The organism is Niveispirillum sp. KHB5.9, assembly GCF_048066115.1.
Lineage (GTDB): Bacteria > Pseudomonadota > Alphaproteobacteria > Azospirillales > Azospirillaceae > Niveispirillum.
The window spans coordinates 122,281-141,662 of the sequence record NZ_JBLTYX010000014.1 but is presented as its reverse complement, the minus strand read 5'-3'; the positions used below and the strand labels follow the sequence as shown (position 1 = coordinate 141,662).

Here is a 19,382-nt window from a genome sequence, read left to right as displayed (position 1 = left end):
CATTGACAAGGGCCGGGCGCCTATGTGGAATGCCTGCCGTCCAGGGTGCGCGCGGGCAGCGGCATCCATCATCCAGGGGCGATCCCGTGGGAACGGGCGTCCGATCTGATTGGGGGTCCTTGATGAAGATGAAGCACGTGATCGGCGCCGTCGGCATGGTCGCCGCCATCGCCCTTGGCCATACGGCCATGGCCCAGGAAAAGAAGGTCAACGTCTATAACTGGGCCGACTATATCGGCGAGACCACGCTGGACGACTTCACCAAGGCCACCGGCATCAAGACGCAGTATGACGTCTTCACCGATCTGGAAACCCTGGAATCGAAGCTGCTGGTGGGCAATTCCGGCTATGACGTGGCCGTGCCCTCGGCCGAGCCGACGATGCGCAAGCTGATCCAGGCCAAGGCCATCCAGAAGCTGGACAAGTCCAAGATCCCCAACCTGAAGAACCTGGACCCGTCGCTGACCAAGCTGGTCGAATCGACCGATCCCGGCAACGAATATGGCGTCATCTACCAGTGGGGCACGATCGGCATCGGCTATAATGTCGAGAAGGTGAAGGCCATCCTCCCCAACGCCCCCACCGACAGCTGGGAACTGGTCTTCAACCCGGAGAACGCCAAGAAGCTGGCCGCCTGCGGCATCGTCTTCCTGGACAGCCAGACCGACATCCTGCCGTCGGTGTTCAAGTCGCAGGGCCTGGACCCCAATTCCGAAAGCCCGGATGACACCAAGAAGGCCGAAGCCGCGATGCTGGCCATCCGCCCGCACATCAAGACCTTCGTGCCGTCGGTGATCGACCCGCTGGCCACGGGTGACGCCTGCGTCGCCGTGGGATATTCGGGCGACGTGTTCCAGGCCGCCGCCCGCGCGGAAGAGGCCAAGGCCAAGTATTCCATCGCCTATTCCATCCCCAAGGAAGGGGCGCAGGTCTGGTTCGACATGGCCACCATCCCGGCCGGTGCTAACGTCGCCACCGCCAGCGCCTTCATCAACTATCTGCTGGAGCCCAAGGTGATGGCCGGCATCAGCGATTTCGTCGCCTATGCCAACGCCGTTCCCGCCTCCTGGCCGCTGATGGATCAGGAAATCGCCAAGAATCCGGCCATCTTCCCGACCAAGGAGACGATGGCCAAGATGTTCACCGTCAAGCAAATCAGCCAGAAGGCGGAGCGCGAGCGCACCCGCAGCTGGACCAAGATCAAGACGGGCCGTTGATCGGCTTCTGATTACCTAGCCAGTGCTGAAGGCCGGGAACCCCACGTTCCCGGCCTTTTCTTTACGCGCTGCGACTTTGCCGATAACGGTTGGGCGCCATCCCGACCCTGTTGCGGAAATGGTAGCGTAAGGCCGCCGCCGTGGGAAAACCGCAGGATGTCGCCACATCCTCCACGCTGGCGCCGGTCTCCGCCAGCAACTGTTCCGCCCGCGCCACGCGCTCCCGCAGCAGCCATTCGCCGGGCGACAGGCCGGTCAGTTCCTGGAACCGGCGGATGAAGGTGCGCAGGCTCATGCCCACACTGTCGGCCAGGTCACGCAGCGCATGTTCGCGATCCAGTTCCTGGCGCAGCCGGTCCAGCAGGGGCGACAGGCGCCGCCCCTCATGCTCCGTGGGTACGGGCCGTTCCAGTACCTGTTTCTGTGCCCCGTCGCGATGGGATGACAGGACCAGCCTTTGCGCCACTTGGTTGGCGATGGCGGCCCCGAAATCCTTGCGCACGATATGCAGGCACAGGTCCAGGCCGGCGGCAGACCCGGCGGAGGTCAACACGTCGCCATGGTCGACATAGAGCAGGCCGGGACGATAGCGGATGTCGGGATGGCGTTCGGCCAGGATGGCTTCGTACCGCCAATGGGTGGTGGCATCACGGCCCGACAGCAGACCCGCCGCCGCCAGCACGAAGGCACCGGAGCAGATCGACACCAGGCGCGCGCTGCGTTCGTGTGCCGTGCGCAGGGCCAGGCACAATTCTTCGGGTACCGCCGCACCCGCCGCGCGCCAGCCCGGCACGATGATGGTGCCGGCATCCGCCAGCAGCGACAGGTCGCCATCGGCCGCCACCGTGATGCCGCCTGTGGCCGATAATGGCCCCGGTTCCACCGCCACCACCTTGGCCCGGTACCAGTCCGGCCCCATTTCCGGCCGGGGCAGGCCGAACACCTCCACCGCGATGCCGAATTCGAAGGTGCACAACCCGTCATAGGCCAGGATGGCGACGGTGCGGTTGGCGGTGGAGGGAAGGGAGGATCGCTTTGGCATGATTTCGACATTTTATGGCAGGGCTTGTGTTTTGCGAAGGGGGCTTCGTCGCCATCCTGGGGGCATCAGCCAAACAGGAGATGATGCCATGTCCAACGAAGTCACCCGCGTTGCCGCTGCCCCGTCCGCTGAAATGGTCGCGCATGTCGAACGGCGCCTGTCGCTGGAAACCGACTGTGCAGACGTCTTCGCCGCCTTCACGTCCGGTACGCCCGGATTCGTGCTGCTGGATGTGCGCGGTCGCAAGGCCTTCGCCACCGCCCATGTACCGGGCGCCATCAACATCCCGGTTCTGGACCTGACGGAGAAACGTCTGGTGGAATATCCGGCCGACACTTTGTTCGTCACCTATTGCGCCGGCCCGCATTGCAATGGCGCCGACAAGGGCGCCCTGCGTCTGGCCCAGTTGGGCCGGCCGGTGAAGCTGATGATCGGCGGCATGACCGGCTGGGCGGATGAAGGCTATAGTTTCGATGGGGCAAACTGATCCGCAACGGGAGAGCGTTTAACCAACATCGCTGAAAATTGTCCGTCCCATCAATGCTCCCCCTATCCGTCCGGCTATCGACACGTGTAGAATTGTGCGGTGCGTGAAACGCCACGCCACCTACCGATATTGCCAACCGGACAGGGACAGATACGGACATGGCCAATGCGCAGCCCTCGCGGACCCAGACCAAGCTGGAACCTTGGCGGGACCCGAATGAGAAGCCCTATGTCCGTATCGAGAAGGTGACCAAGAAATTCGGTGATTTCACCGCCGTCGACGATGTTTCCCTGTCCATCTATCGCGGAGAATTCTTCTCGCTGCTGGGCGGGTCGGGGTCGGGCAAGACGACGCTGCTGCGCATGCTGGCGGGGTTCGAGCGGCCGACCGAGGGCAAGATCTTCATCGACGGTGTCGACATGTCCAATGTCCCGCCCTATGAGCGGCCCGTGAACATGATGTTCCAGTCCTACGCCCTGTTTCCGCATATGAGCGTGGAGGCCAATATCGCCTTCGGACTGCACCAGGACAAGGTGGGCAAGGCGGAGATCCAGGAGCGCGTCGCCGAAGCCCTGAACCTCGTGCAACTGGGCCAGTTCGGCAAGCGCAAGCCGCACCAGTTGTCGGGCGGCCAGCGCCAGCGTGTGGCCCTGGCCCGCGCCCTGGTGAAGAAGCCCAAGCTGCTGCTGTTGGATGAGCCGCTGGGCGCGCTCGACAAGAAGCTGCGCGAACAGACGCAGTTCGAGCTGGTGAATATCCAGGAGAAGGTGGGCATCACTTTCGTGGTCGTGACCCATGACCAGGAGGAGGCGATGACCATGTCGTCGCGCATCGCCGTCATGAACCGCGGCTATATCGCCCAGGTCGGCACGCCGACCGAGATCTATGAATATCCCAACAGCCGGATGACGGCGGAATTCATCGGGTCGGTCAACATGTTCCATGGCCGCATCGTGGAGAGCGAGCCCGACCATTCCCTGATCCGGTCGGACGAGGCGGATTGCGACCTCTATGTCTCCCATCCCGGCCATCTGGCGCCGGGCACCGAATGCTGGGTGGCGGTGCGCCCGGAGAAGGTCAGCATCTCCAAGGATGCGCCGGCCAATGGCGATGGTCGCAACCGGGCCTCGGGCATCGTCAAGGAGATCGCCTATCTGGGCGATGTCTCGATCTATGAAATCCTGCTGGATACCGGCAAGCGGGTGCGGGTAACGGCGCCGATGGTGACGCGGCGCACGGAAATGCCCATCACCTGGGAAGACCGCGTCCATCTCTCCTGGCGGCCGTTCGCCGGCAGCGTCCTGACCAACTGACGGGAAGGGGGCTGACCCATGGCCGAGACGGTAAATAGCGAGATGCGCCATACGGGCTTTCTGGGTCTGTTGCAGCGCATCGGATTGTCGGGCAGGGCGCTGGTCATCGCGGTGCCCTATGCCTGGCTGCTGCTGTTCTTCCTGATCCCGTTCCTGATCGTGCTGAAGATCGCGCTGGCCGAAAGCCAGATGGCGATCCCGCCCTTCACCGCGCTGATCGAGAATGTGGAGGATCTGAAATATCAGATCACCGTCACCTTCTATAATTTCCATTACATGGTGACCGACGATCTCTACATCGTCGCCTATCTGAACAGCGTGAAGATCGCCTTCATCTCCACCATCTGCTGTCTGCTGCTGGGCTATCCGGTGGCCTATGCCATCGCCAAGGCCGATCCGAAGTGGCGGGCACCGCTGCTGATGCTGATCATCCTGCCCTTCTGGACCAGCTTCCTGATCCGCGTCTATGCCTGGATCGGCATCCTGTCCAACAATGGCGTGCTGAACAATGTGCTGATGTGGCTGGGCATCATCAATGAGCCTTTGCAGATACTTTATACGCCGGTGGCCACCTATATCGGCATCACCTATTCCTACCTGCCCTTCATGATCCTGCCGCTCTATTCGACCCTGGAGAAGCTGGACAACACGTTGCTGGAAGCGGCGGCCGATCTGGGTTGCCCGCCCTGGAAGGCGTTCCTGGCCATCACCCTGCCGCTGTCGATCCCTGGCATGGTCGCAGGCGCCTTGCTGGTGTTCATCCCGGCCATGGGCGAGTTCGTGATCCCGGAACTGCTGGGTGGCCCCGACACGCTGATGATCGGGCGCACGCTGTGGACGGAATTCTTCAATAACCGCGACTGGCCGCTGGCATCCGCCGTGGCGGTGGCGCTGCTGCTGTTCCTGGTCGTGCCGATCATGCTGTTCCAGAACGTGCAGGGCAAACAGGGGGGGCACCCGTAATGCCGAAATCCTGGTTCCTGCGCCTGGGCCTCGTCACCGGCCTGTTCTTCCTCTACATCCCCATCGTCCTGCTGATCGTGCTGTCCTTCAACGACAACCGGTCGGTTTCGGTGTGGAGCGAATTCTCATTCCGCTGGTATGGCGAACTGATGCGCGATGACCAGCTGCTGTCGGCGGCCTGGCTGTCGGTGCGCGTCGCCTTCATCTCCGCCAGCTTCGCCGTGGTGCTGGGCACGCTGGCCGGGCTGATGCTGGCGCGGTTCGGTGCGTTCAAGGGACGCGCCCTGTTCTCCGGCATGGTGTCGGCGCCGCTGGTCATGCCGGAGGTGATCCTGGGCCTGTCGCTGCTGCTGCTGTTCGTCAGCCTGGAGCAGATGTTCGGCTGGCCGGAAGGGCGCGGCATGCTGACCATCATCCTGGCCCATATCACCTTCACCATGTCCTTCGTGACGGTGGTGGTGCAGTCGCGGCTGGTCTCCATGGATGCCAGCCTGGAGGAGGCGGCGATGGATCTGGGGGCGCGGCCGGCCAAGGTGTTCTTCGTGATCACCCTGCCGCTGATCGCACCCGCCATCGTGTCGGGCTGGCTGTTGGCCTTCACGCTGTCGCTGGATGATCTGGTGATCACCAGCTTCGTGTCGGGCCCCGGTTCCACCACCCTACCGCAGATCGTGTTCTCGTCGGTGCGCCTGGGGCTCAGCCCGAAGGTCAATGCGTTGGCCACCATCGTGGTGACCATCGTTGCCATCGGCATCATCTGCGCCGGCATCTACAATGCCCGCCAGGAAAAGGCGCGGCAGCGGGACGAACAGATGGCGCAGCAGGGGTAAATAGAGTGTTTCCGGTTAGCCGGAAACACTCTGGCGGCGGCCGCCCCGCGCGGTACATGCCGCGTAAGCCCAGCCGCCGGATGGTGGCGCCCGGCGCCTGAGGGAGCAAAAAATTCCCCGCTTTTTCACGTCTGAACCGCGCCTTTTCTGTGACCTTGATGGAACTGTTTCCTGTCCCGGGGGTTATCTACACGTAACCTCCACGACAGGAAGGAAGCCCATCATGGCCACCAGCAATGTTGCCCTCAACGAGACCACGACCTGCATCAGCGCCGACAAGGTGAACGGCACCGATGTCTACAGCACCGCTGGCGAGAAGATCGGTCACGTCGAGGACGTGATGCTGAACAAGCGTACCGGCAACGTCGCCTATGCCATCATGGCCTTTGGCGGCTTCCTGGGGATCGGCGAGCGTTATCACCCGCTGCCCTGGTCGGTGCTGAAATATGACACGGCCAAGGAAGGCTATGTCGTGCCGCTGGACAAGTCCCGTCTGGAAAATGCGCCCTCATATTCCGAACAGGAACTGGGTGCGGATGACCGCCGGTGGCGCGAGCCGGTATCGACCTACTACAACGTCCCGCCTTACTGGATGTGACGTTCATCTCCGCCCGTATCCGAAACGATAGGCAAGGTGGCTTCGGCCACCAGGAGGAAACGATGCCACAGCAGAGCAAGCAACCACCCGCATCCAAGGCCAGTCCGCCCCAGCCGACCGAACATGAGCTGGACCGGGACCTGGAAGACAGCTTCCCCGCCAGCGACCCGGTCGCATCCGAACAGCGTGTGGCGGCGAAGTCGCCGACACGCAAGGATCCCGGCATCCTGACCGCCCCCACGGACAAGCAGAAGTCCGAGGCCCGGCGGAAGGAAGGGGAAACGCAGCACTGACCCGTGCGTCTCCCATTCTGACTGACTTCATCTCCCTGTTCTGAGTGCCCCGCGTTCAACCTGGGTCCAATGACCAACCCCCGGCGGAATCACTTCCGCCGGGGGTTTTCTTCATGTGTAGCACAGATTAGCGTAGCGTAATCCGCGGGCCATGGTTTCCCTGTGTTCCCGCGGGTTACGGCTACGCCTAATCTGAGCTACGAAGCCGGCTTCAGTCCTTAAAACCGCGTGCTGACCTGGGCACCGAAGGTGCGGGGCTTGGCCACCTGATAGGCCACGCGGGCGCGGAAGCCGCGTTCGCGGTCCAGCGACAGCTTGGCATTCTCGTCGAACAGGTTGTTGACGTAGGTGGCGATCTCCCATTCGTCCTTCTTCACACCGGCCCGCAGGTTGACGGTGCTGTAGGAGGGCAGCCTGGGGTCGAAGCTGTACGTGGTCCCCGGCTGCGACCCGATCGGGATGCGGGTGAAGGTGCCCACCGACGCCGGGTCCTGGTCCACCGCCTGGGTATAGCGCGATCCCACGAACTGATAGGTGGCGACGGCAAAGCCACGCAGATCGGCGCTGATATCATCTTCCCACTTGGTCTGGGCGCTGAACTGGAAGCGCGGCACGGTGGGCAGGCGATTGCCCTTCTTGATGCCGCCCACCACCACGGCACCACCCGTGGCGCCCTGCGAGGTCACGGTCTCGGTGAACTCGCTGTCATTGAACGAGCCGGACAGAGACAGATTCACCGCGTCGCTCAGCTGATAGCTGAACTCCGCCTCCGTACCCCGCGTGCGAGCATCGGCGTTGAACACGATGCGCGAGGAACAGGTGCCGGCATCCAGCGTGACCTGGAGGTTGGAGATGTCGGTGTAATAGCCGGCGATGTTGAAGGCGCCACGACCATCGGCGAAGCTGATCTTCGCCCCCATCTCATAGTTCCAGACCTGTTCATTGCCGAAATCGTTGCGCCCGCCGAAGGTGGTGCGGTCGGCGGCGGAGCAGAGCGGCAGGTTCAACGGATCATTGATGCCGCCCAGACGGAAGCCCTTCGATACCTGCGCATTGATCGTCACGTCTTCCGTGGCGTCATAGGACAGGATGGCGCGGGGGGAGAAGCCATTGCTGCTGGTCTCGCCCTTCACGCCCTGGGCGCGGTCGGCGAAGATGCCGTCGAAATTCAGCGTGCGCTTTTCCTTGAAGTCGAAATAGCGCAGGCCCAGCGTGGCCGACAGCTGTTCGGTCAGGTCGTAGGAACCTTCGCCGAACAGGGCTACCTGCTTGAAATCATAGGGAATGCGCGACCAGTACAGCTCATCCAACCCATTCTGGGCGGTCGGGCCGTTGCTGTCGATGCCGGTGATGCTCTCAAACCCGTCGACATTCAGGGTCTGGGCATATTTGCGGTCGATCTTCGAGTAGAAGGCGCCGGCCACCCACTGGAACGGCCCGTCATCGTTCGATGCCAGACGGGCTTCCTGCGTGAACACCTTCACGGCGGTGGTGTCCGACAGCGGCGCGTCCAGCGTATAGACCTGCCGCGACAGGCCGGTGGGCGACAGCACGCCCGGCTGACCGGTGATGGAGCCCGTCAGCTGCGTGGCGTCGCGATAGACCAGCAGGTCGCGGTCGGTGACCGACGTGACGGAGGTGGCAGTGACAGCGCCCAGGTCGGCCTCGATCGTGAGGTCGGCCAGCATGAACTTGTCCTTGAACTGCTCCTCCAGCTGGGTGAATTGCTGGCGCTTGTCGAACTGGAACAGGCGGTTGCCCGTGGTCACCAGCTCGTTGGCGATGATGTTGAAATCATCCTCGCGGTTGAAGCCGTCGGCCTCGATCTCCTGATAGATCAGGCGCGGGGTGATGGTGACATTCTCCGTCGGCTGCCAGCCCAGCGACAGGCGCAGGCCGGTGCGGAACCCGTCATTGACGTCCTTCTTGATGCTGCCATTGGGCTGCACCGCGTCGATGAAGCCGGCATAGCGGGTGCCATAGCCGACGGCGCGCAGGGCCAGCGTATCGGTCAGGGGTACATTGACCATGGCCTTGGCGCTATAGCCTGTGCTGCCGCCATCGATCTGCTCGATCGACAGTTCGGTGGTGCCCTCCTGGGTATTCTGGTCCGGTTTGTTGGTGATGTAGCGGATGGTGCCCGACAGCGAGCCGGAACCGTACAGCGTACCCTGCGGCCCGCGCAGCACTTCCACGCGGTTCAGGTCGTACAGGTCCAGGTCGGGGGTGAACAGCGACAGGGAGATCACCGACTCGTCCAGATAGACGCCGACCTGTTCCTTCACGCCCGGCTGATCGCGGACGATCTGGCCGGCGGAGATGCCGCGGATGGCCACCTGGCTCTGGCCGGGACCCAGATTCTGGATCGACAGGCCGACGATGTTGCGCGACACGTCCTCGATATTCTCCGCCCCGGCCGCGCGCATGCTGTCGGCACTCATGGCGTTGATGGAGAAGGGGACGTCCTTCAGCGTTTCGTCACGCTTGCGGGCGGTGACGATGATCTCCTCCAGCATGCCGGGGGATGCAGGCTGCTGCGCCAGGGCGGGCAGGGCCACCGCGGCGGCCCCGCACATCAGCAGGGACAAGACAAAGGGGTGGCGGCCGGGCAAATTGCGCCCGTTGGTATTGCTGAACATCAGGTAACTCCTCCCACGCGTTCTTCTTATCGGGGCGCAGCTTTGTCGTTGCGCTTTGACCCTATCCTGACGCTGTCATAACCCGTTAACGTCGGCAATATGCCTCAAATGCAGGCGCGTGAATAAAAAAGACCCACGGCATCTGCCGATACCGTGGGCAAAGGAAAACTGCGGGTTTCTAAATTTAAGCACGCGTGAATTTGCGACGAAATCGCCTCAGTCAAGCAGTTCCTCTTCATGGGAACCGAAGAATTCATAGCGAATCCGGTCGGCGGGTACCCCGGCGGTACGCAAGCCCTTGATCATGCTGGCCATGAAGCCCGTGGGACCACAGACCATGTAATGCGCGCCGGCAGCGTGGGGCAGGGTGACCAGGGAAGCCGGATCGATGCGGCCGACTTGGTCATGGTGCACACCCACCTGATCGCTTGCATCCGCCTGCTCATAAAAGATGCTGACGGACAGGTTGGCATGGCGGGCGGCCAGGGTACGCAGGGCGGGGCCAAAGGCGTGGTGCGACCGGTCGCGGACGGCATGGAACAGATGCAGCGGGCGGGTGGACCCGGCGGCCAGTTCCGTCTCCGCGACGGAGATCATCGGGGTGATGCCCACACCACCGGCCAGCAGGAACAGCGGGGCGTTGCCGTCGGGTGCGGTGAAACTGCCGGCCGGTGGTGCGACATCCACCACATCGCCCACCGACAGGTGCCGGTGCAGGAAGGTGGACCCCAGCCCGTCCGGCAAACCGGCCAGCGGTGCCGCCTCCCGCTTCACGGAGATGCGGTAGGAGGTGCCGTTGGGCGCACCCGACAGGCTGTAATGGCGCAGCAGCGGCCCGTGGCCGGGGACGGGCAGGCGCAGGGTCAGATACTGGCCCGCCCGGAAGGACAGGATGGCGCCGCCATCCTCGGGCTCCAGATACAGGCTGCGGATGACGCTGCTCTCATTCTCGGCGCGGGCCACCTTGAACCGGCGCCAGCCGTACCAGCCGCCGGGCGCGCCCTGATTGTCCTTGTACTTGGCCTGTTCCACGCCCACGAAAATATCGCGCAGCTCCATCCAGGCCTCCGTCCAGGCATGGATGATGGCCGGGGTGGCGGCATTGCCCAGTACATCGGCGACGGAGCCCAGCAGGTTGGTTCCGACGATATCGTAATGATAGGGCTGCACCTGCAACGACACGTGCCGCTCGGCGATACGTTCCACTGCCGGGCCCAGCACCGCCAGATTGTCGATATTGGCGGCATAGGCGGCAACCGCCCCCGCCAGGGCCTTGGCCTGCGTGCCGTTGCGCTGGTGGGTCGGGTCGAAGATCGACCGGATGGCCGGGTCGCGCAGCAGCTTGGCATACATGTGTTTTGTGATGGTCTCGCCATGCTCCTGCATGACGGGGGCGGTGGCCTTCACGGTGGCGATGGTTTGGGGGGACAGCATCGGACCTTGCTCGCTCTCTCGATGGATGGGGAACTTAAAGAAGCATTTAAAATACACCTTATTGCGCAACCGAATGAAAAGCAATATCTTGAATGTATCTTTTGTTTCAGGCGCCTTCATGCCTGCCCGCACCCTGCATCGCTTGCTCGCCAGGGGCCGGGATGGCATGGGAAGGGATTGATCTTGCGAAGGAAGAGACGATGCGGTTGACCCGCTATACCGACTACGGCCTGCGCGTGCTGCTCTATCTGGGCATGAAGCGCGAGGGGCTGGCCACGGTGCCGGAGATCGCGGCGCGGTACGGCATCTCGGAAAACCACCTGACCAAGATCGTCAACGAGCTGGGCCGGCTAGGCCATATCCGCACCCTGCGCGGCCGCAATGGCGGCCTGGCGCTGGGGCGGGAGCCGGCGGAGATCAACCTGGGCGCGCTGGTCCGGCAGCTGGAGGCCGACATGTCCCTGGTGGAATGTTTCGAGACGGGCAATACCTGTCCCATCACCAGCGATTGCCGCCTGCAGAAGGTGCTGGGCAAGGCGCTGTTGGCCTTTCTGGCGGTGCTGGACGAGGTGACCCTGGCGGACCTGCTGGTGCGGCCGGCGGGGATGATGCGGGTGCTGGGGCTGGAGGAGGCTCTGGTGCCCTGATTATCCCCGGCCTTCCATCAGGTCCCTGATCCGCGACAAATGCTGGCAGGCCCGGCCCACGCCCAGCAGCAGCACACCCAGCAGCAGCCCGATCAGCGCCGGGCCATAGCTTTCCGGTGTCGGCGCCACCAGCATGAAGGCCGACACGAGCATGGCGGCACCGCCGAAGAAATAGAGCACCAGGGCGGTGATGCTGCGCCGCTTGTCCATGACTCAGCCCTCCGCCACGGCGCAGACGCCCGGCGTGCGCGGCACGGCGTCATCGCCGAACACGTCATCGAACGCCGCCTGCATGGCCATGTCCACCTCCGGCATAGAGACGATATGGCCCAGGTCGGCCAGCGACGTCACCCCATGCTCGCGGATGCCGCAGGGCACGATACCACCGAAATGCGTCAGATCAGGTTCCACGTTCAGCGACACGCCATGGAAGCTCACCCCACGCCGCACCCGCACGCCGATGGCGGCGATCTTGTTCTCCACGCCCGGCTGCCCGTAGGGCGACATGTCCACCCAGACACCGACGCGGCCGCACCTGCGTTCGCCCTTCACCGCGAACTGCGCCAGGGTGCGGATCAGCCATTCCTCCAGCCGCCAGACGAAATCATGTAGATCGCCGCCGCGCGCCTGCACGTCCAGCATCGTATAGCCGATGCGCTGCCCCGGCCCATGATAAGTATATTGCCCGCCGCGCCCCGCCTGGAACACCGGGAACCGCATCGGCACCAGCAGGTCCGTCTCTCGGGCCGAGGTTCCTGCCGTGTAGAGCGGGGGATGCTCCAGCAGCCATACCGTCTCCGGTGCCGTGCCGGCCCGGATGTCGGCCACGCGAGCCTCCATGAAGGCAAGCGCGTCGGGGTACTCGACATTCCGGTCGCTGATCCGCCACTCGATCATCATCAAACCTGAAAGCTTCGGGGGTAGGGGGCTCTCGCATGCCTATTTAGGGTAAAAATGGCCTGTGACCAATGGTATGCGACCAAGGGGCAGTTGCCCCATGCGCGCATGACCATTGATCCGCCGGCCCCGATGCGCCACATTCGGCAACGACATTGCTATCCGGCCCTGGATTATGAACGAAACGAACCGCGTCTATCTTTACGACACCACGCTGCGCGATGGCGCGCAGACCTCCGGCGTTGATTTCACCGTGGCCGACAAGATCGCCATCGCGCAGGAGCTGGACGCGCTGGGCATTGATTATGTCGAGGGTGGCTGGCCCGGTGCCAACCCCACCGACGACGCGTTTTTCGCCGATCCGCCGAAGCTGCCCAAGGCCATCTTCACCGCCTTCGGCATGACCCGCCGGCCGGGTCGCAGCGCGTCGAACGATCCGGGCCTGTCGGCCCTGCTGGACAGCCCGGCCAAGGCCGTCTGCATCGTGGGCAAGACCTGGGATTTCCATGTCGATGTGGCGCTTTCGATCCCGCGTGAGGAAAACCTGTCGCTGATCGCCGACAGCATCCGGGAGATCAAGGCGCGCGGGCGTGAGCCGCTGTTCGATGCAGAACATTTCTTCGATGGGTACAAGGCCAATCCCGAATACGCGCTCTCCTGCGTGCAGGCGGCGTATGAGGCCGGGGCCCGGTGGGTGGTTCTGTGCGACACCAATGGCGGCACCCTGCCGCATGAGGTCGAGGCCATTGTCGGTGTGGTGGCCAAGCGCATCCCCGGCGACCATCTGGGCATTCACACCCATAACGATACGGAAAACGCCGTCTCCAACTCCATTGCCGCCGTGCGTGCCGGCGTGCGGCTGGTGCAGGGCACGTTGAATGGGCTGGGGGAGCGCTGCGGCAATGCCAACCTGCTGTCGCTGATCCCGACCCTGTCGGTGAAGATGGGCTTCGATGTCGGCATCAGCCGGGAGGGCATGGGGCGGCTGGTCCATATCAGCCGCATGCTGGATGAGCGGTTGAACCGCACCTCCAACCGCCACGCGGCCTATGTCGGTGAAAGCGCCTTTGCCCATAAGGGCGGGCTGCATGTCTCCGCCGTGGAGAAGGACCCGACGTCTTATGAGCATGTCGACCCGTCGCTGGTCGGCAACCGCCGCCATGTGCTGGTCTCCGATCAGGCCGGCCGGTCCAACATCCTGGCCCGCCTGCGCGAGGTCGGGGTGACAGTGGATGCCAAGGATGACCGCATCGGCCTGCTGGTCGATATCGTCAAGCAGAAGGAATTCGAAGGTTTCGCCTTCGACGGGGCGGAAGCCAGCTTCGAGCTGCTGGCGCGGCGCGCGCTGGGCGAGGTGCCGGATTATTTCCGTCTGGCCGCGTTCCGCGTCCTGGACGAACGCCGCTGGAACGCCAAGGGCGAGTTGGTCACCCTGTCGGAGGCCACCACCAAGGTGGAGGTGCCGGGCCCCGGCAACGCCGAAACGGTGATGACGGTGGCCGAAGGCAACGGCCCGGTCAACGCCCTGGACCAGGCCCTGCGCAAGGCCCTTATCCCCGTCTATCCGGCGCTGGAAGGCATGCGGCTGGTCGATTACAAGGTCCGCATCCTGAATGCCCAGGATGGGACCAAGGCCGTGACCCGCGTCATGATCGAAACCGCCGACCGCCATGGCAACCGCTGGGCCACCGTCGGCGTGTCGGCCAATGTCATCGATGCCAGCTTCAATGCCCTGTCCGACAGCATCACCTATTGCCTCTACCGGTCGGGCGCCGCTATCGACAGCACCCGGGCGGCCTGATATCCAGGCCGTTTCGGGTTCCAAGAAGATTCAGGCAACGATGTCGAGCGGGACGAACAAGCGCGAACTGGCCAAGATGCAGGCGGACGGGGATGGCCCCGCCGTCATCCTGATCCAACCCCAGATGGGGGAGAATATCGGCGCCTGCGCGCGGGCCATGCTGAATTGCGGCCTGACCGACCTGCGCATCGTTTCTCCCCGCGATGGCTGGCCCAATGAGAAGGCGGTATCGGCCTCGGCAGGCGCCACCTTGGTGCTGGACCGCGTGCGCGTCTTCGACAGTACCGAAGCCGCCATCGCCGACCTGCACAAGGTGTTCTCCACCGCCGCCCGCGTGCGTGATCTGGTGAAGCCCGTTGTCACCCCGCGTGAGGCCGCGAACGAGATGCGGGGCCATTGGTCGGCCGGGCGCAAGGTCGGGCTGATGTTCGGGCCGGAGCGCACGGGCTTGGTCAATGACGATATCACCCTGTCCGACACGCTGATCTCCGTGCCGCTGAACCCCGGTTTCTCGTCGCTGAACCTGGGCCAGGCCGTGCTGCTGATCGCGTATGAATGGTGGATGACGGGAGTGGAGGCGGAAGACCGCTATCTGCATACCGGCGCATCGGAGCCGGCGACCAAGTCGGAATTGCAGAACCTGTTCGATCATCTGGAAGGCGAACTGGAACAGTCCGGCTTCTACACCCATCCGGACAAGCGCCCCTCCATGATCCGCAACGTCCGCAACACGCTTCAGCGCTGCGGCATGACGGAACAGGAGGTCCGCACCTTCCATGGCGTCATCGCGGCGCTGACGGGACGGAAGAAGCAGCGCAATAAAGAGGAAGGGTGAGGGGGGAAGGACCCCCTCACGCTACAGCCTCGGCCTTCACTCCCCAGGACCGGAACACCTGTCCCCGGCTGTCCTGGCGGCGGCCGACATGGCGCACTTCGTTCTCGCGGCGGCGCGCGGCCTTTTCCACGGCGGCGACGCTGTTATAATGCCGTCCGTCCAGTGCCGTGAACAGCGGATGGGCGGAGAAGAAGCGGAAGCCCTGGCCATCGGCCACGGCGATGCCGGCGGCATGCCGGCTGGTTTCAATGCTGAATGCCTGGGTGGTCATGTTAAATCGCTCCCGTCGCGGCGAATGACGTCGCCGCGCTGTACAATGATCGTCTGAAACGTGGTCGAAGCGGAAAAGCCCGCGTCAACAGCGCCGCGTCAAGCCGCTATGGGGAGTGGTCCGTTGTTTTGCCGAGAGGGTATGGATGCCCATTTCGCCCTTCCTTCACAATGGTTTGAACCAAACCACGAAGGGACTTCGTGGCGCTTTAGCGTTTGATGACGCGGCGCAAGCTGCTGTTCGTCAAATTCCCGCGGACCCGGCGGTGGGTCAGTCCGGACCATGTGGCCTGTGATCAGATTTGGTGATCCGGACGCCACTGTCAAGTGACAATCTGCGTGAATTGAATTCCGATCAATTCCGCATATCACGCATGTTTTGTGTTGTTTCATGAAATCCACAATTCCGATTGACGAAAATCTCGGGATGTAAAACCCTGCATCCGACGGCAGACATGCCGAACCAACGCCCCGAAGGAGGCCGCCCACCATGTCGCTTAAGCGTTTCGCCACCCGCCTTGCCGCCGCGACCGTACTAACGGGCCTGGCCTTCGCAGGTTCCGCCCAGGCCGCCGATCCGGTGGTGGTGCGTGCCGCCTATATCCCCGTGCTGGGTGCGGCGCAGGCCTTCGTCATCGACAATCAGGGCTGGGACCTCCAGAACGGCTTCGACCTGCAGCTGAAGCAGTTCGACAGCGGCCCCAACGCCATCCAGGCCGTCGCGTCCGGCACGATCGACGCCTATATCGCCGGCGTGGCCCCCGTCGTGGTGGCGCGCGGCAAGGGTGTGGGCATCAAGGTCGTGGCCTCCACCGCGATTGAGGAACTGGTGGTCGCCGCCGGCACCGATCTGGCCAAGACCCCAGGCAAGCCGGCCGAAGCCATCGAGGCCCTGTCCAAGAAGCTGGGCCGCCCGCTGAAGCTGGCCACGCAGCCGGCCGGCTCCGTCCCCAACACCTTCCTGCAATACTGGCTGTGGGAAGTGGCCAAGGTGGACAAGCAGTATGTGGAACTGGTGCCGCAGGGCATTGATGCCACGCAGCAGGCTCTGCTGGCCGGTGCCGTCGACGGTGCCATCATTCGCGAGCCGGCCCTGACCATCATCACCGGCCGCAACAAGGATGTGAAGGTGCTGGCCTATGGCCAGGACATCCTGAAGAACCAGCCGGGCAACGTCATCGCGCTCACCGACGACTTCACGTCCAAGCATCCCGATATCGCCCAGAAGCTGGTCGAGCTGACCGCCAAGGCGACCGAGGTGCTGAAGAAGGACAAGAAGGTGGCTGTGGCCGCCATCGAATCGGCCATCGGCAAGGGCCTGGTGCCCGCCGCCATCATCGAGCAGGCCCTGTCCTCCCCCGCCGTGAAGTTCAACACCGATCCGGCCACCATCCTGAAGGAAACCGCTCTGGTCCAGGATTATCAGGTGAAGCTGGGCACGGTGAAGGAAGCGGTGCCGGTGGAGCAGATCTTCGACCTGTCCTACTACCAGAAGATCAAGAAGTAGGTCAGGGCTCGGGGCTTCGCCCCTCGACCTGACCTGCGGCTTCAAGTCCCCGTAACGGACGGCACGGTTGCGGAAATCAACCTTGCCGTCCGTTCGCATTTTGTGTGGAATCCATTTCCGCGCCGTCCGGCGCATCCGTGCAAATCACCGGTCAATCCCATGGCGCGTTCCCGTACATTCCGCCTGTCCCTGTCATTGGCCGGCGTCATCCTGTTCTTTGCGATCTGGGAGGCGCTGCCGCGTCTGGGCATCGTCAAGCCCATGCTGCTGCCGGCCCCCAGCGACATCCCCGTCAGCTTCTGGCAGGAGCTGAAATCCGGCGCCTGGGGCGAGGCGGTGCTGCAAAGCCTGCGGCATTACGTGTCGGGTCTGGTGCTGGGTTCTGCGCTCGGCGTGGCCTTGGGCGTGGCGACGGGCATGTCGCGGACGCTGGAGGATCTGACCAACTGGATCGTGCGCCTGCTGCGCCCCATTCCGGGGCTGGCCTGGGTACCGTTCGCCATCATCTGGTTCGGCGTGTCGCCGACGGCGGCGAATTTCATCATCATCGTCGGCGTGTTCTGGATCAATTACTTCACGGCGTTGAGCGCGGTGCAGGCCGTGGACCGCGACATGATCGAACTGGCCGAGGCCTTCGGCCACCGCTCGCCGTTTGCCAAGCTGGTCAAAGTGATCCTGCCGGCTTCGGTGCAACCGATCATGGCCGGCCTGCGCACCGGCCTGGGGCAGGCCTGGATGGCGGTGGTGGCCGCCGAACTGTTCGGCGTGGCCGGGCTGGGCCAGCGCATGATGCAGGCATCGTCGCTGCTGGCCACCGATATCGTCGTCGTCTACATGATCACCATGGCCGTGCTCTATGGCGTGGTGGACGCGGCCTTCGTGGCCCTGCGTGACCGTTTGCTGGCGTGGAAAGCATGATCTCGATCAAGGACCTGACGCTCTCCTTCGACAGCGACCGTGGCCGCACCATCGTCCTGAAGGATTTCCATCTCGACATCGCCGACGGGGAATTCGTGGCCGTCGTCGGCGCGTCCGGCGTGGGCAAGTCCACCCTGCTGCGCGTCATCGCCGGGCTGGTCAAGCCCACCTCCGGCACCGTGACCCGCGACAATCCCGAAACGCCGGGCCGCCGCCCCTATGCCCTGGTGTTCCAGGATGCGCGCCTGCTGCCCTGGCGCCGGGTGGTGAAGAATGTCGAATTCGGGCTGGAGGGGCTGGGCCTGTCCAAATCCGACAAGCGCCGCCGCGCACTGGAGGCGCTGGACCTTGTGGGTCTGGCCGACAAGGCCGACCGCTGGCCGCACCAGCTGTCGGGCGGGCAGCGTCAGCGCGTGGCCATCGCCCGCGCCCTGGCCGTCGATCCCGACCTGCTGATGATGGATGAACCGTTCGGCGCCCTGGATGCCATCACCCGCCAGGGTTTGCAGGATGAGTTGGTGGACCTCTGGCAGCGCACGGGCAAGACCATCCTGTTCGTCACCCACGACATCGACGAGGCCGTCTATCTGGCCGACCGCGTCATCCTGCTGGCCGGCAGCCCGGCCGGCGTGCGCTCCACCGACTGTATCGAGGCACCCCGTCCGCGTTTGCGTGACGACGTCTCGGCCCGGACCACCGCCAATGCCATCCGCGACCGGTTGTCCGGCGTCGTGGAGGCGGGTGAGGGTATTTAAGAACCACGCGACAGCAAGTCGCTTAACATCCCGTGGAAGAGGGTGACGCGGCCCATTCGGCATCGTCTCCATCTCTTCCACGGAGGTTCCCATGGCGTTCCGACCCGCCCCAGTCGGCAGCACCGCTCCTTCCACCACCGCCCGTCAGCAGCAGCATGGCCCCGGCACGGTCCAGACCGTTGCGCTCAGCCATATCGGCCTGCACCAGCCCCTGGCGGAGGGTATCGACCGCCTCAACCTGCTTGATCTGCTGGCCGATCAGGCATCGGGCGACGCGACGGACGGGGACAGCCCCGCCGACCGCCCCGCCATCACCGACAGCGAAACGGTACGCACCGATACCGGCAGCACCACGACCATCGGCTTCGATGACGGTTCCAGCCTGGTGGTGGAGCGGGTGCGGGGGGAGGACAGCCAGACCACGACCACCACCCGCACCGCCGCCGACGGCACGGTCTCCGTGGTGACCACCGAAGTGACGCACCTGTCGGACACCAGCGTCCAGACCGTGGTGAGCAGCGCCAAGGGTACCACGACGACGATTATCGACCTCGACACCGGTACGCGCACCGTGGACAAGGTGGAAGCCGATGGCGACCATTCCACCTTCGTGCAGACGCGGGGTGAGGATGGGTTGACCGGTCAGTTCACCCTGATCCAGGCCGATGGCGACACCGGCACCCTGGATTATTCGCTGATCCGCGACGGCGATACCCAGACCCTGACGGTAGAGGGCACGACGGCCGACGGCGTGGCCGTGGACAGCGTGGTGGTGATCGACGTGGATACGCGCGTGGTGACCATCACCGACTTCCAGGGCGATGTGGCGACCTACAGCTTGCAGAATTTCCACGACCAGGTGCTGGATCATGGGTTGATCGGCCTGATCGCCGATGTGGATACGGGGTATTTCGGGTGAGATGAGGAGGGGGCCAA

General features: G+C 63.9%; 20 protein-coding genes. 14 read left to right on the top strand and 6 right to left on the bottom strand.

Annotated elements, in window-relative coordinates; genetic code table 11:
* Positions 1-122 precede the first annotated feature (122 nt).
* Entirely contained in the window at positions 123-1,217 is a 1,095-nt protein-coding gene (locus tag ACM9HJ_RS21170; protein WP_416573746.1) for a polyamine ABC transporter substrate-binding protein, read from the top strand.
* Between the two features lie 61 nt (positions 1,218-1,278).
* Here ACM9HJ_RS21170 and ftrA read toward each other — a convergent pair whose 3' ends face one another.
* Complete coding sequence (ftrA, locus tag ACM9HJ_RS21165; protein WP_416573745.1) at positions 1,279-2,259, bottom strand: transcriptional regulator FtrA; 981 nt, start codon at positions 2,257-2,259, stop codon at positions 1,279-1,281.
* A gap of 88 nt (positions 2,260-2,347) precedes the next feature.
* Between ftrA and ACM9HJ_RS21160 the strand changes: the two genes are divergently transcribed.
* The 6 genes from ACM9HJ_RS21160 to ACM9HJ_RS21135 all read left to right on the top strand — a co-directional run bounded on the left by ACM9HJ_RS21160 (position 2,348) and on the right by ACM9HJ_RS21135 (position 6,743).
* Entirely contained in the window at positions 2,348-2,746 is a 399-nt protein-coding gene (locus tag ACM9HJ_RS21160) for a rhodanese-like domain-containing protein (RefSeq protein ID WP_416573744.1), read from the top strand.
* Positions 2,747-2,904: 158 nt separating this feature from the next.
* Complete coding sequence (locus ACM9HJ_RS21155; protein ID WP_416573743.1) at positions 2,905-4,059, top strand: ABC transporter ATP-binding protein; 1,155 nt, start codon at positions 2,905-2,907, stop codon at positions 4,057-4,059.
* Positions 4,060-4,077: 18 nt separating this feature from the next.
* The gene (locus tag ACM9HJ_RS21150; protein ID WP_416573742.1) at positions 4,078-5,022 is read left to right on the top strand and encodes an ABC transporter permease subunit; all 945 of its coding nucleotides are present in this window, start codon (positions 4,078-4,080) and stop codon (positions 5,020-5,022) included.
* Complete coding sequence (locus tag ACM9HJ_RS21145; RefSeq protein WP_416573741.1) at positions 5,022-5,852, top strand: ABC transporter permease subunit; 831 nt, start codon at positions 5,022-5,024, stop codon at positions 5,850-5,852. The genes ACM9HJ_RS21150 and ACM9HJ_RS21145 overlap by 1 nt, the downstream gene beginning before the upstream one ends.
* Positions 5,853-6,075: 223 nt before the next feature.
* Positions 6,076-6,450 (top strand): PRC-barrel domain-containing protein, encoded by a 375-nt coding sequence (locus ACM9HJ_RS21140; RefSeq protein ID WP_416573740.1) that lies wholly within the window; start codon positions 6,076-6,078, stop codon positions 6,448-6,450.
* Between the two features lie 62 nt (positions 6,451-6,512).
* The gene (locus tag ACM9HJ_RS21135) at positions 6,513-6,743 is read left to right on the top strand and encodes a hypothetical protein (RefSeq protein WP_416573739.1); all 231 of its coding nucleotides are present in this window, start codon (positions 6,513-6,515) and stop codon (positions 6,741-6,743) included.
* A gap of 218 nt (positions 6,744-6,961) precedes the next feature.
* Here ACM9HJ_RS21135 and ACM9HJ_RS21130 read toward each other — a convergent pair whose 3' ends face one another.
* Together ACM9HJ_RS21130 and hmpA are read right to left on the bottom strand one after the other, a co-directional pair.
* Positions 6,962-9,382, bottom strand: coding sequence for a TonB-dependent receptor (locus ACM9HJ_RS21130; RefSeq protein ID WP_416573738.1), 2,421 nt, complete (start codon positions 9,380-9,382; stop codon positions 6,962-6,964).
* 216 nt (positions 9,383-9,598) lie between these two features.
* Positions 9,599-10,816, bottom strand: coding sequence for an NO-inducible flavohemoprotein (hmpA, locus tag ACM9HJ_RS21125; RefSeq protein ID WP_416573737.1), 1,218 nt, complete (start codon positions 10,814-10,816; stop codon positions 9,599-9,601).
* Between the two features lie 200 nt (positions 10,817-11,016).
* On the opposite strand from hmpA, the gene ACM9HJ_RS21120 reads away from it, so the two are divergent.
* The gene (locus ACM9HJ_RS21120; protein WP_416573736.1) at positions 11,017-11,463 is read left to right on the top strand and encodes an RrF2 family transcriptional regulator; all 447 of its coding nucleotides are present in this window, start codon (positions 11,017-11,019) and stop codon (positions 11,461-11,463) included.
* Here the strand turns inward: ACM9HJ_RS21120 and ACM9HJ_RS21115 are convergent, their stop codons facing one another.
* A complete protein-coding gene (locus ACM9HJ_RS21115) occupies positions 11,464-11,673 on the bottom strand; it encodes a hypothetical protein (protein ID WP_416573735.1) in 210 nt (69 codons plus the stop codon).
* A gap of 3 nt (positions 11,674-11,676) precedes the next feature.
* Positions 11,677-12,363 (bottom strand): lipoyl(octanoyl) transferase LipB, encoded by a 687-nt coding sequence (gene lipB, locus ACM9HJ_RS21110; protein WP_416573734.1) that lies wholly within the window; start codon positions 12,361-12,363, stop codon positions 11,677-11,679.
* Positions 12,364-12,535: 172 nt separating this feature from the next.
* On the opposite strand from lipB, the gene cimA reads away from it, so the two are divergent.
* Together cimA and ACM9HJ_RS21100 are read left to right on the top strand one after the other, a co-directional pair.
* On the top strand, positions 12,536-14,161 hold the full coding sequence (cimA, locus tag ACM9HJ_RS21105) for a citramalate synthase (protein ID WP_416573733.1): 1,626 nt from the start codon (positions 12,536-12,538) through the stop codon (positions 14,159-14,161).
* 40 nt (positions 14,162-14,201) lie between these two features.
* Positions 14,202-14,996, top strand: coding sequence for an RNA methyltransferase (locus tag ACM9HJ_RS21100; RefSeq protein ID WP_416573732.1), 795 nt, complete (start codon positions 14,202-14,204; stop codon positions 14,994-14,996).
* A 16-nt stretch (positions 14,997-15,012) separates the two neighbouring features.
* Here the strand turns inward: ACM9HJ_RS21100 and ACM9HJ_RS21095 are convergent, their stop codons facing one another.
* Positions 15,013-15,267 (bottom strand): hypothetical protein, encoded by a 255-nt coding sequence (locus tag ACM9HJ_RS21095; protein WP_416573731.1) that lies wholly within the window; start codon positions 15,265-15,267, stop codon positions 15,013-15,015.
* A gap of 489 nt (positions 15,268-15,756) precedes the next feature.
* Here ACM9HJ_RS21095 and ACM9HJ_RS21090 point away from each other — a divergent pair, with 489 nt between their 5' ends.
* The 4 genes from ACM9HJ_RS21090 (at position 15,757) to ACM9HJ_RS21075 (ending at position 19,365) form a co-directional block, all read left to right on the top strand.
* Positions 15,757-16,773 (top strand): ABC transporter substrate-binding protein, encoded by a 1,017-nt coding sequence (locus ACM9HJ_RS21090; RefSeq protein WP_416573730.1) that lies wholly within the window; start codon positions 15,757-15,759, stop codon positions 16,771-16,773.
* Positions 16,774-16,932: 159 nt separating this feature from the next.
* On the top strand, positions 16,933-17,691 hold the full coding sequence (locus ACM9HJ_RS21085) for an ABC transporter permease (RefSeq protein WP_416573729.1): 759 nt from the start codon (positions 16,933-16,935) through the stop codon (positions 17,689-17,691).
* Positions 17,688-18,446 (top strand): ABC transporter ATP-binding protein, encoded by a 759-nt coding sequence (locus ACM9HJ_RS21080; RefSeq protein WP_416573728.1) that lies wholly within the window; start codon positions 17,688-17,690, stop codon positions 18,444-18,446. Before ACM9HJ_RS21085 ends, ACM9HJ_RS21080 begins: the two co-directional genes overlap by 4 nt.
* A gap of 91 nt (positions 18,447-18,537) precedes the next feature.
* Entirely contained in the window at positions 18,538-19,365 is an 828-nt protein-coding gene (locus ACM9HJ_RS21075; protein ID WP_416573727.1) for a hypothetical protein, read from the top strand.
* Positions 19,366-19,382 lie beyond the last annotated feature (17 nt).

Excerpts from the sequence above, each read along its gene's own strand:
- ACM9HJ_RS21170 (WP_416573746.1), top strand. The coding sequence starts at position 123 with ATGAAGATGAAGCACGTGATCGGCGCCGTCGGCATGGTCGCCGCCATC.
- ftrA (WP_416573745.1), bottom strand. The coding sequence starts at position 2,259 with ATGCCAAAGCGATCCTCCCTTCCCTCCACCGCCAACCGCACCGTCGCC.
- ACM9HJ_RS21160 (WP_416573744.1), top strand. The coding sequence starts at position 2,348 with ATGTCCAACGAAGTCACCCGCGTTGCCGCTGCCCCGTCCGCTGAAATG.
- ACM9HJ_RS21155 (WP_416573743.1), top strand. The coding sequence starts at position 2,905 with ATGGCCAATGCGCAGCCCTCGCGGACCCAGACCAAGCTGGAACCTTGG.
- ACM9HJ_RS21150 (WP_416573742.1), top strand. The coding sequence starts at position 4,078 with ATGGCCGAGACGGTAAATAGCGAGATGCGCCATACGGGCTTTCTGGGT.
- ACM9HJ_RS21145 (WP_416573741.1), top strand. The coding sequence starts at position 5,022 with ATGCCGAAATCCTGGTTCCTGCGCCTGGGCCTCGTCACCGGCCTGTTC.
- ACM9HJ_RS21140 (WP_416573740.1), top strand. The coding sequence starts at position 6,076 with ATGGCCACCAGCAATGTTGCCCTCAACGAGACCACGACCTGCATCAGC.
- ACM9HJ_RS21135 (WP_416573739.1), top strand. The coding sequence starts at position 6,513 with ATGCCACAGCAGAGCAAGCAACCACCCGCATCCAAGGCCAGTCCGCCC.
- ACM9HJ_RS21130 (WP_416573738.1), bottom strand. The coding sequence starts at position 9,382 with ATGTTCAGCAATACCAACGGGCGCAATTTGCCCGGCCGCCACCCCTTT.
- hmpA (WP_416573737.1), bottom strand. The coding sequence starts at position 10,816 with ATGCTGTCCCCCCAAACCATCGCCACCGTGAAGGCCACCGCCCCCGTC.
- ACM9HJ_RS21120 (WP_416573736.1), top strand. The coding sequence starts at position 11,017 with ATGCGGTTGACCCGCTATACCGACTACGGCCTGCGCGTGCTGCTCTAT.
- ACM9HJ_RS21115 (WP_416573735.1), bottom strand. The coding sequence starts at position 11,673 with ATGGACAAGCGGCGCAGCATCACCGCCCTGGTGCTCTATTTCTTCGGC.
- lipB (WP_416573734.1), bottom strand. The coding sequence starts at position 12,363 with ATGATGATCGAGTGGCGGATCAGCGACCGGAATGTCGAGTACCCCGAC.
- cimA (WP_416573733.1), top strand. The coding sequence starts at position 12,536 with ATGAACGAAACGAACCGCGTCTATCTTTACGACACCACGCTGCGCGAT.
- ACM9HJ_RS21100 (WP_416573732.1), top strand. The coding sequence starts at position 14,202 with ATGTCGAGCGGGACGAACAAGCGCGAACTGGCCAAGATGCAGGCGGAC.
- ACM9HJ_RS21095 (WP_416573731.1), bottom strand. The coding sequence starts at position 15,267 with ATGACCACCCAGGCATTCAGCATTGAAACCAGCCGGCATGCCGCCGGC.
- ACM9HJ_RS21090 (WP_416573730.1), top strand. The coding sequence starts at position 15,757 with ATGTCGCTTAAGCGTTTCGCCACCCGCCTTGCCGCCGCGACCGTACTA.
- ACM9HJ_RS21085 (WP_416573729.1), top strand. The coding sequence starts at position 16,933 with ATGGCGCGTTCCCGTACATTCCGCCTGTCCCTGTCATTGGCCGGCGTC.
- ACM9HJ_RS21080 (WP_416573728.1), top strand. The coding sequence starts at position 17,688 with ATGATCTCGATCAAGGACCTGACGCTCTCCTTCGACAGCGACCGTGGC.
- ACM9HJ_RS21075 (WP_416573727.1), top strand. The coding sequence starts at position 18,538 with ATGGCGTTCCGACCCGCCCCAGTCGGCAGCACCGCTCCTTCCACCACC.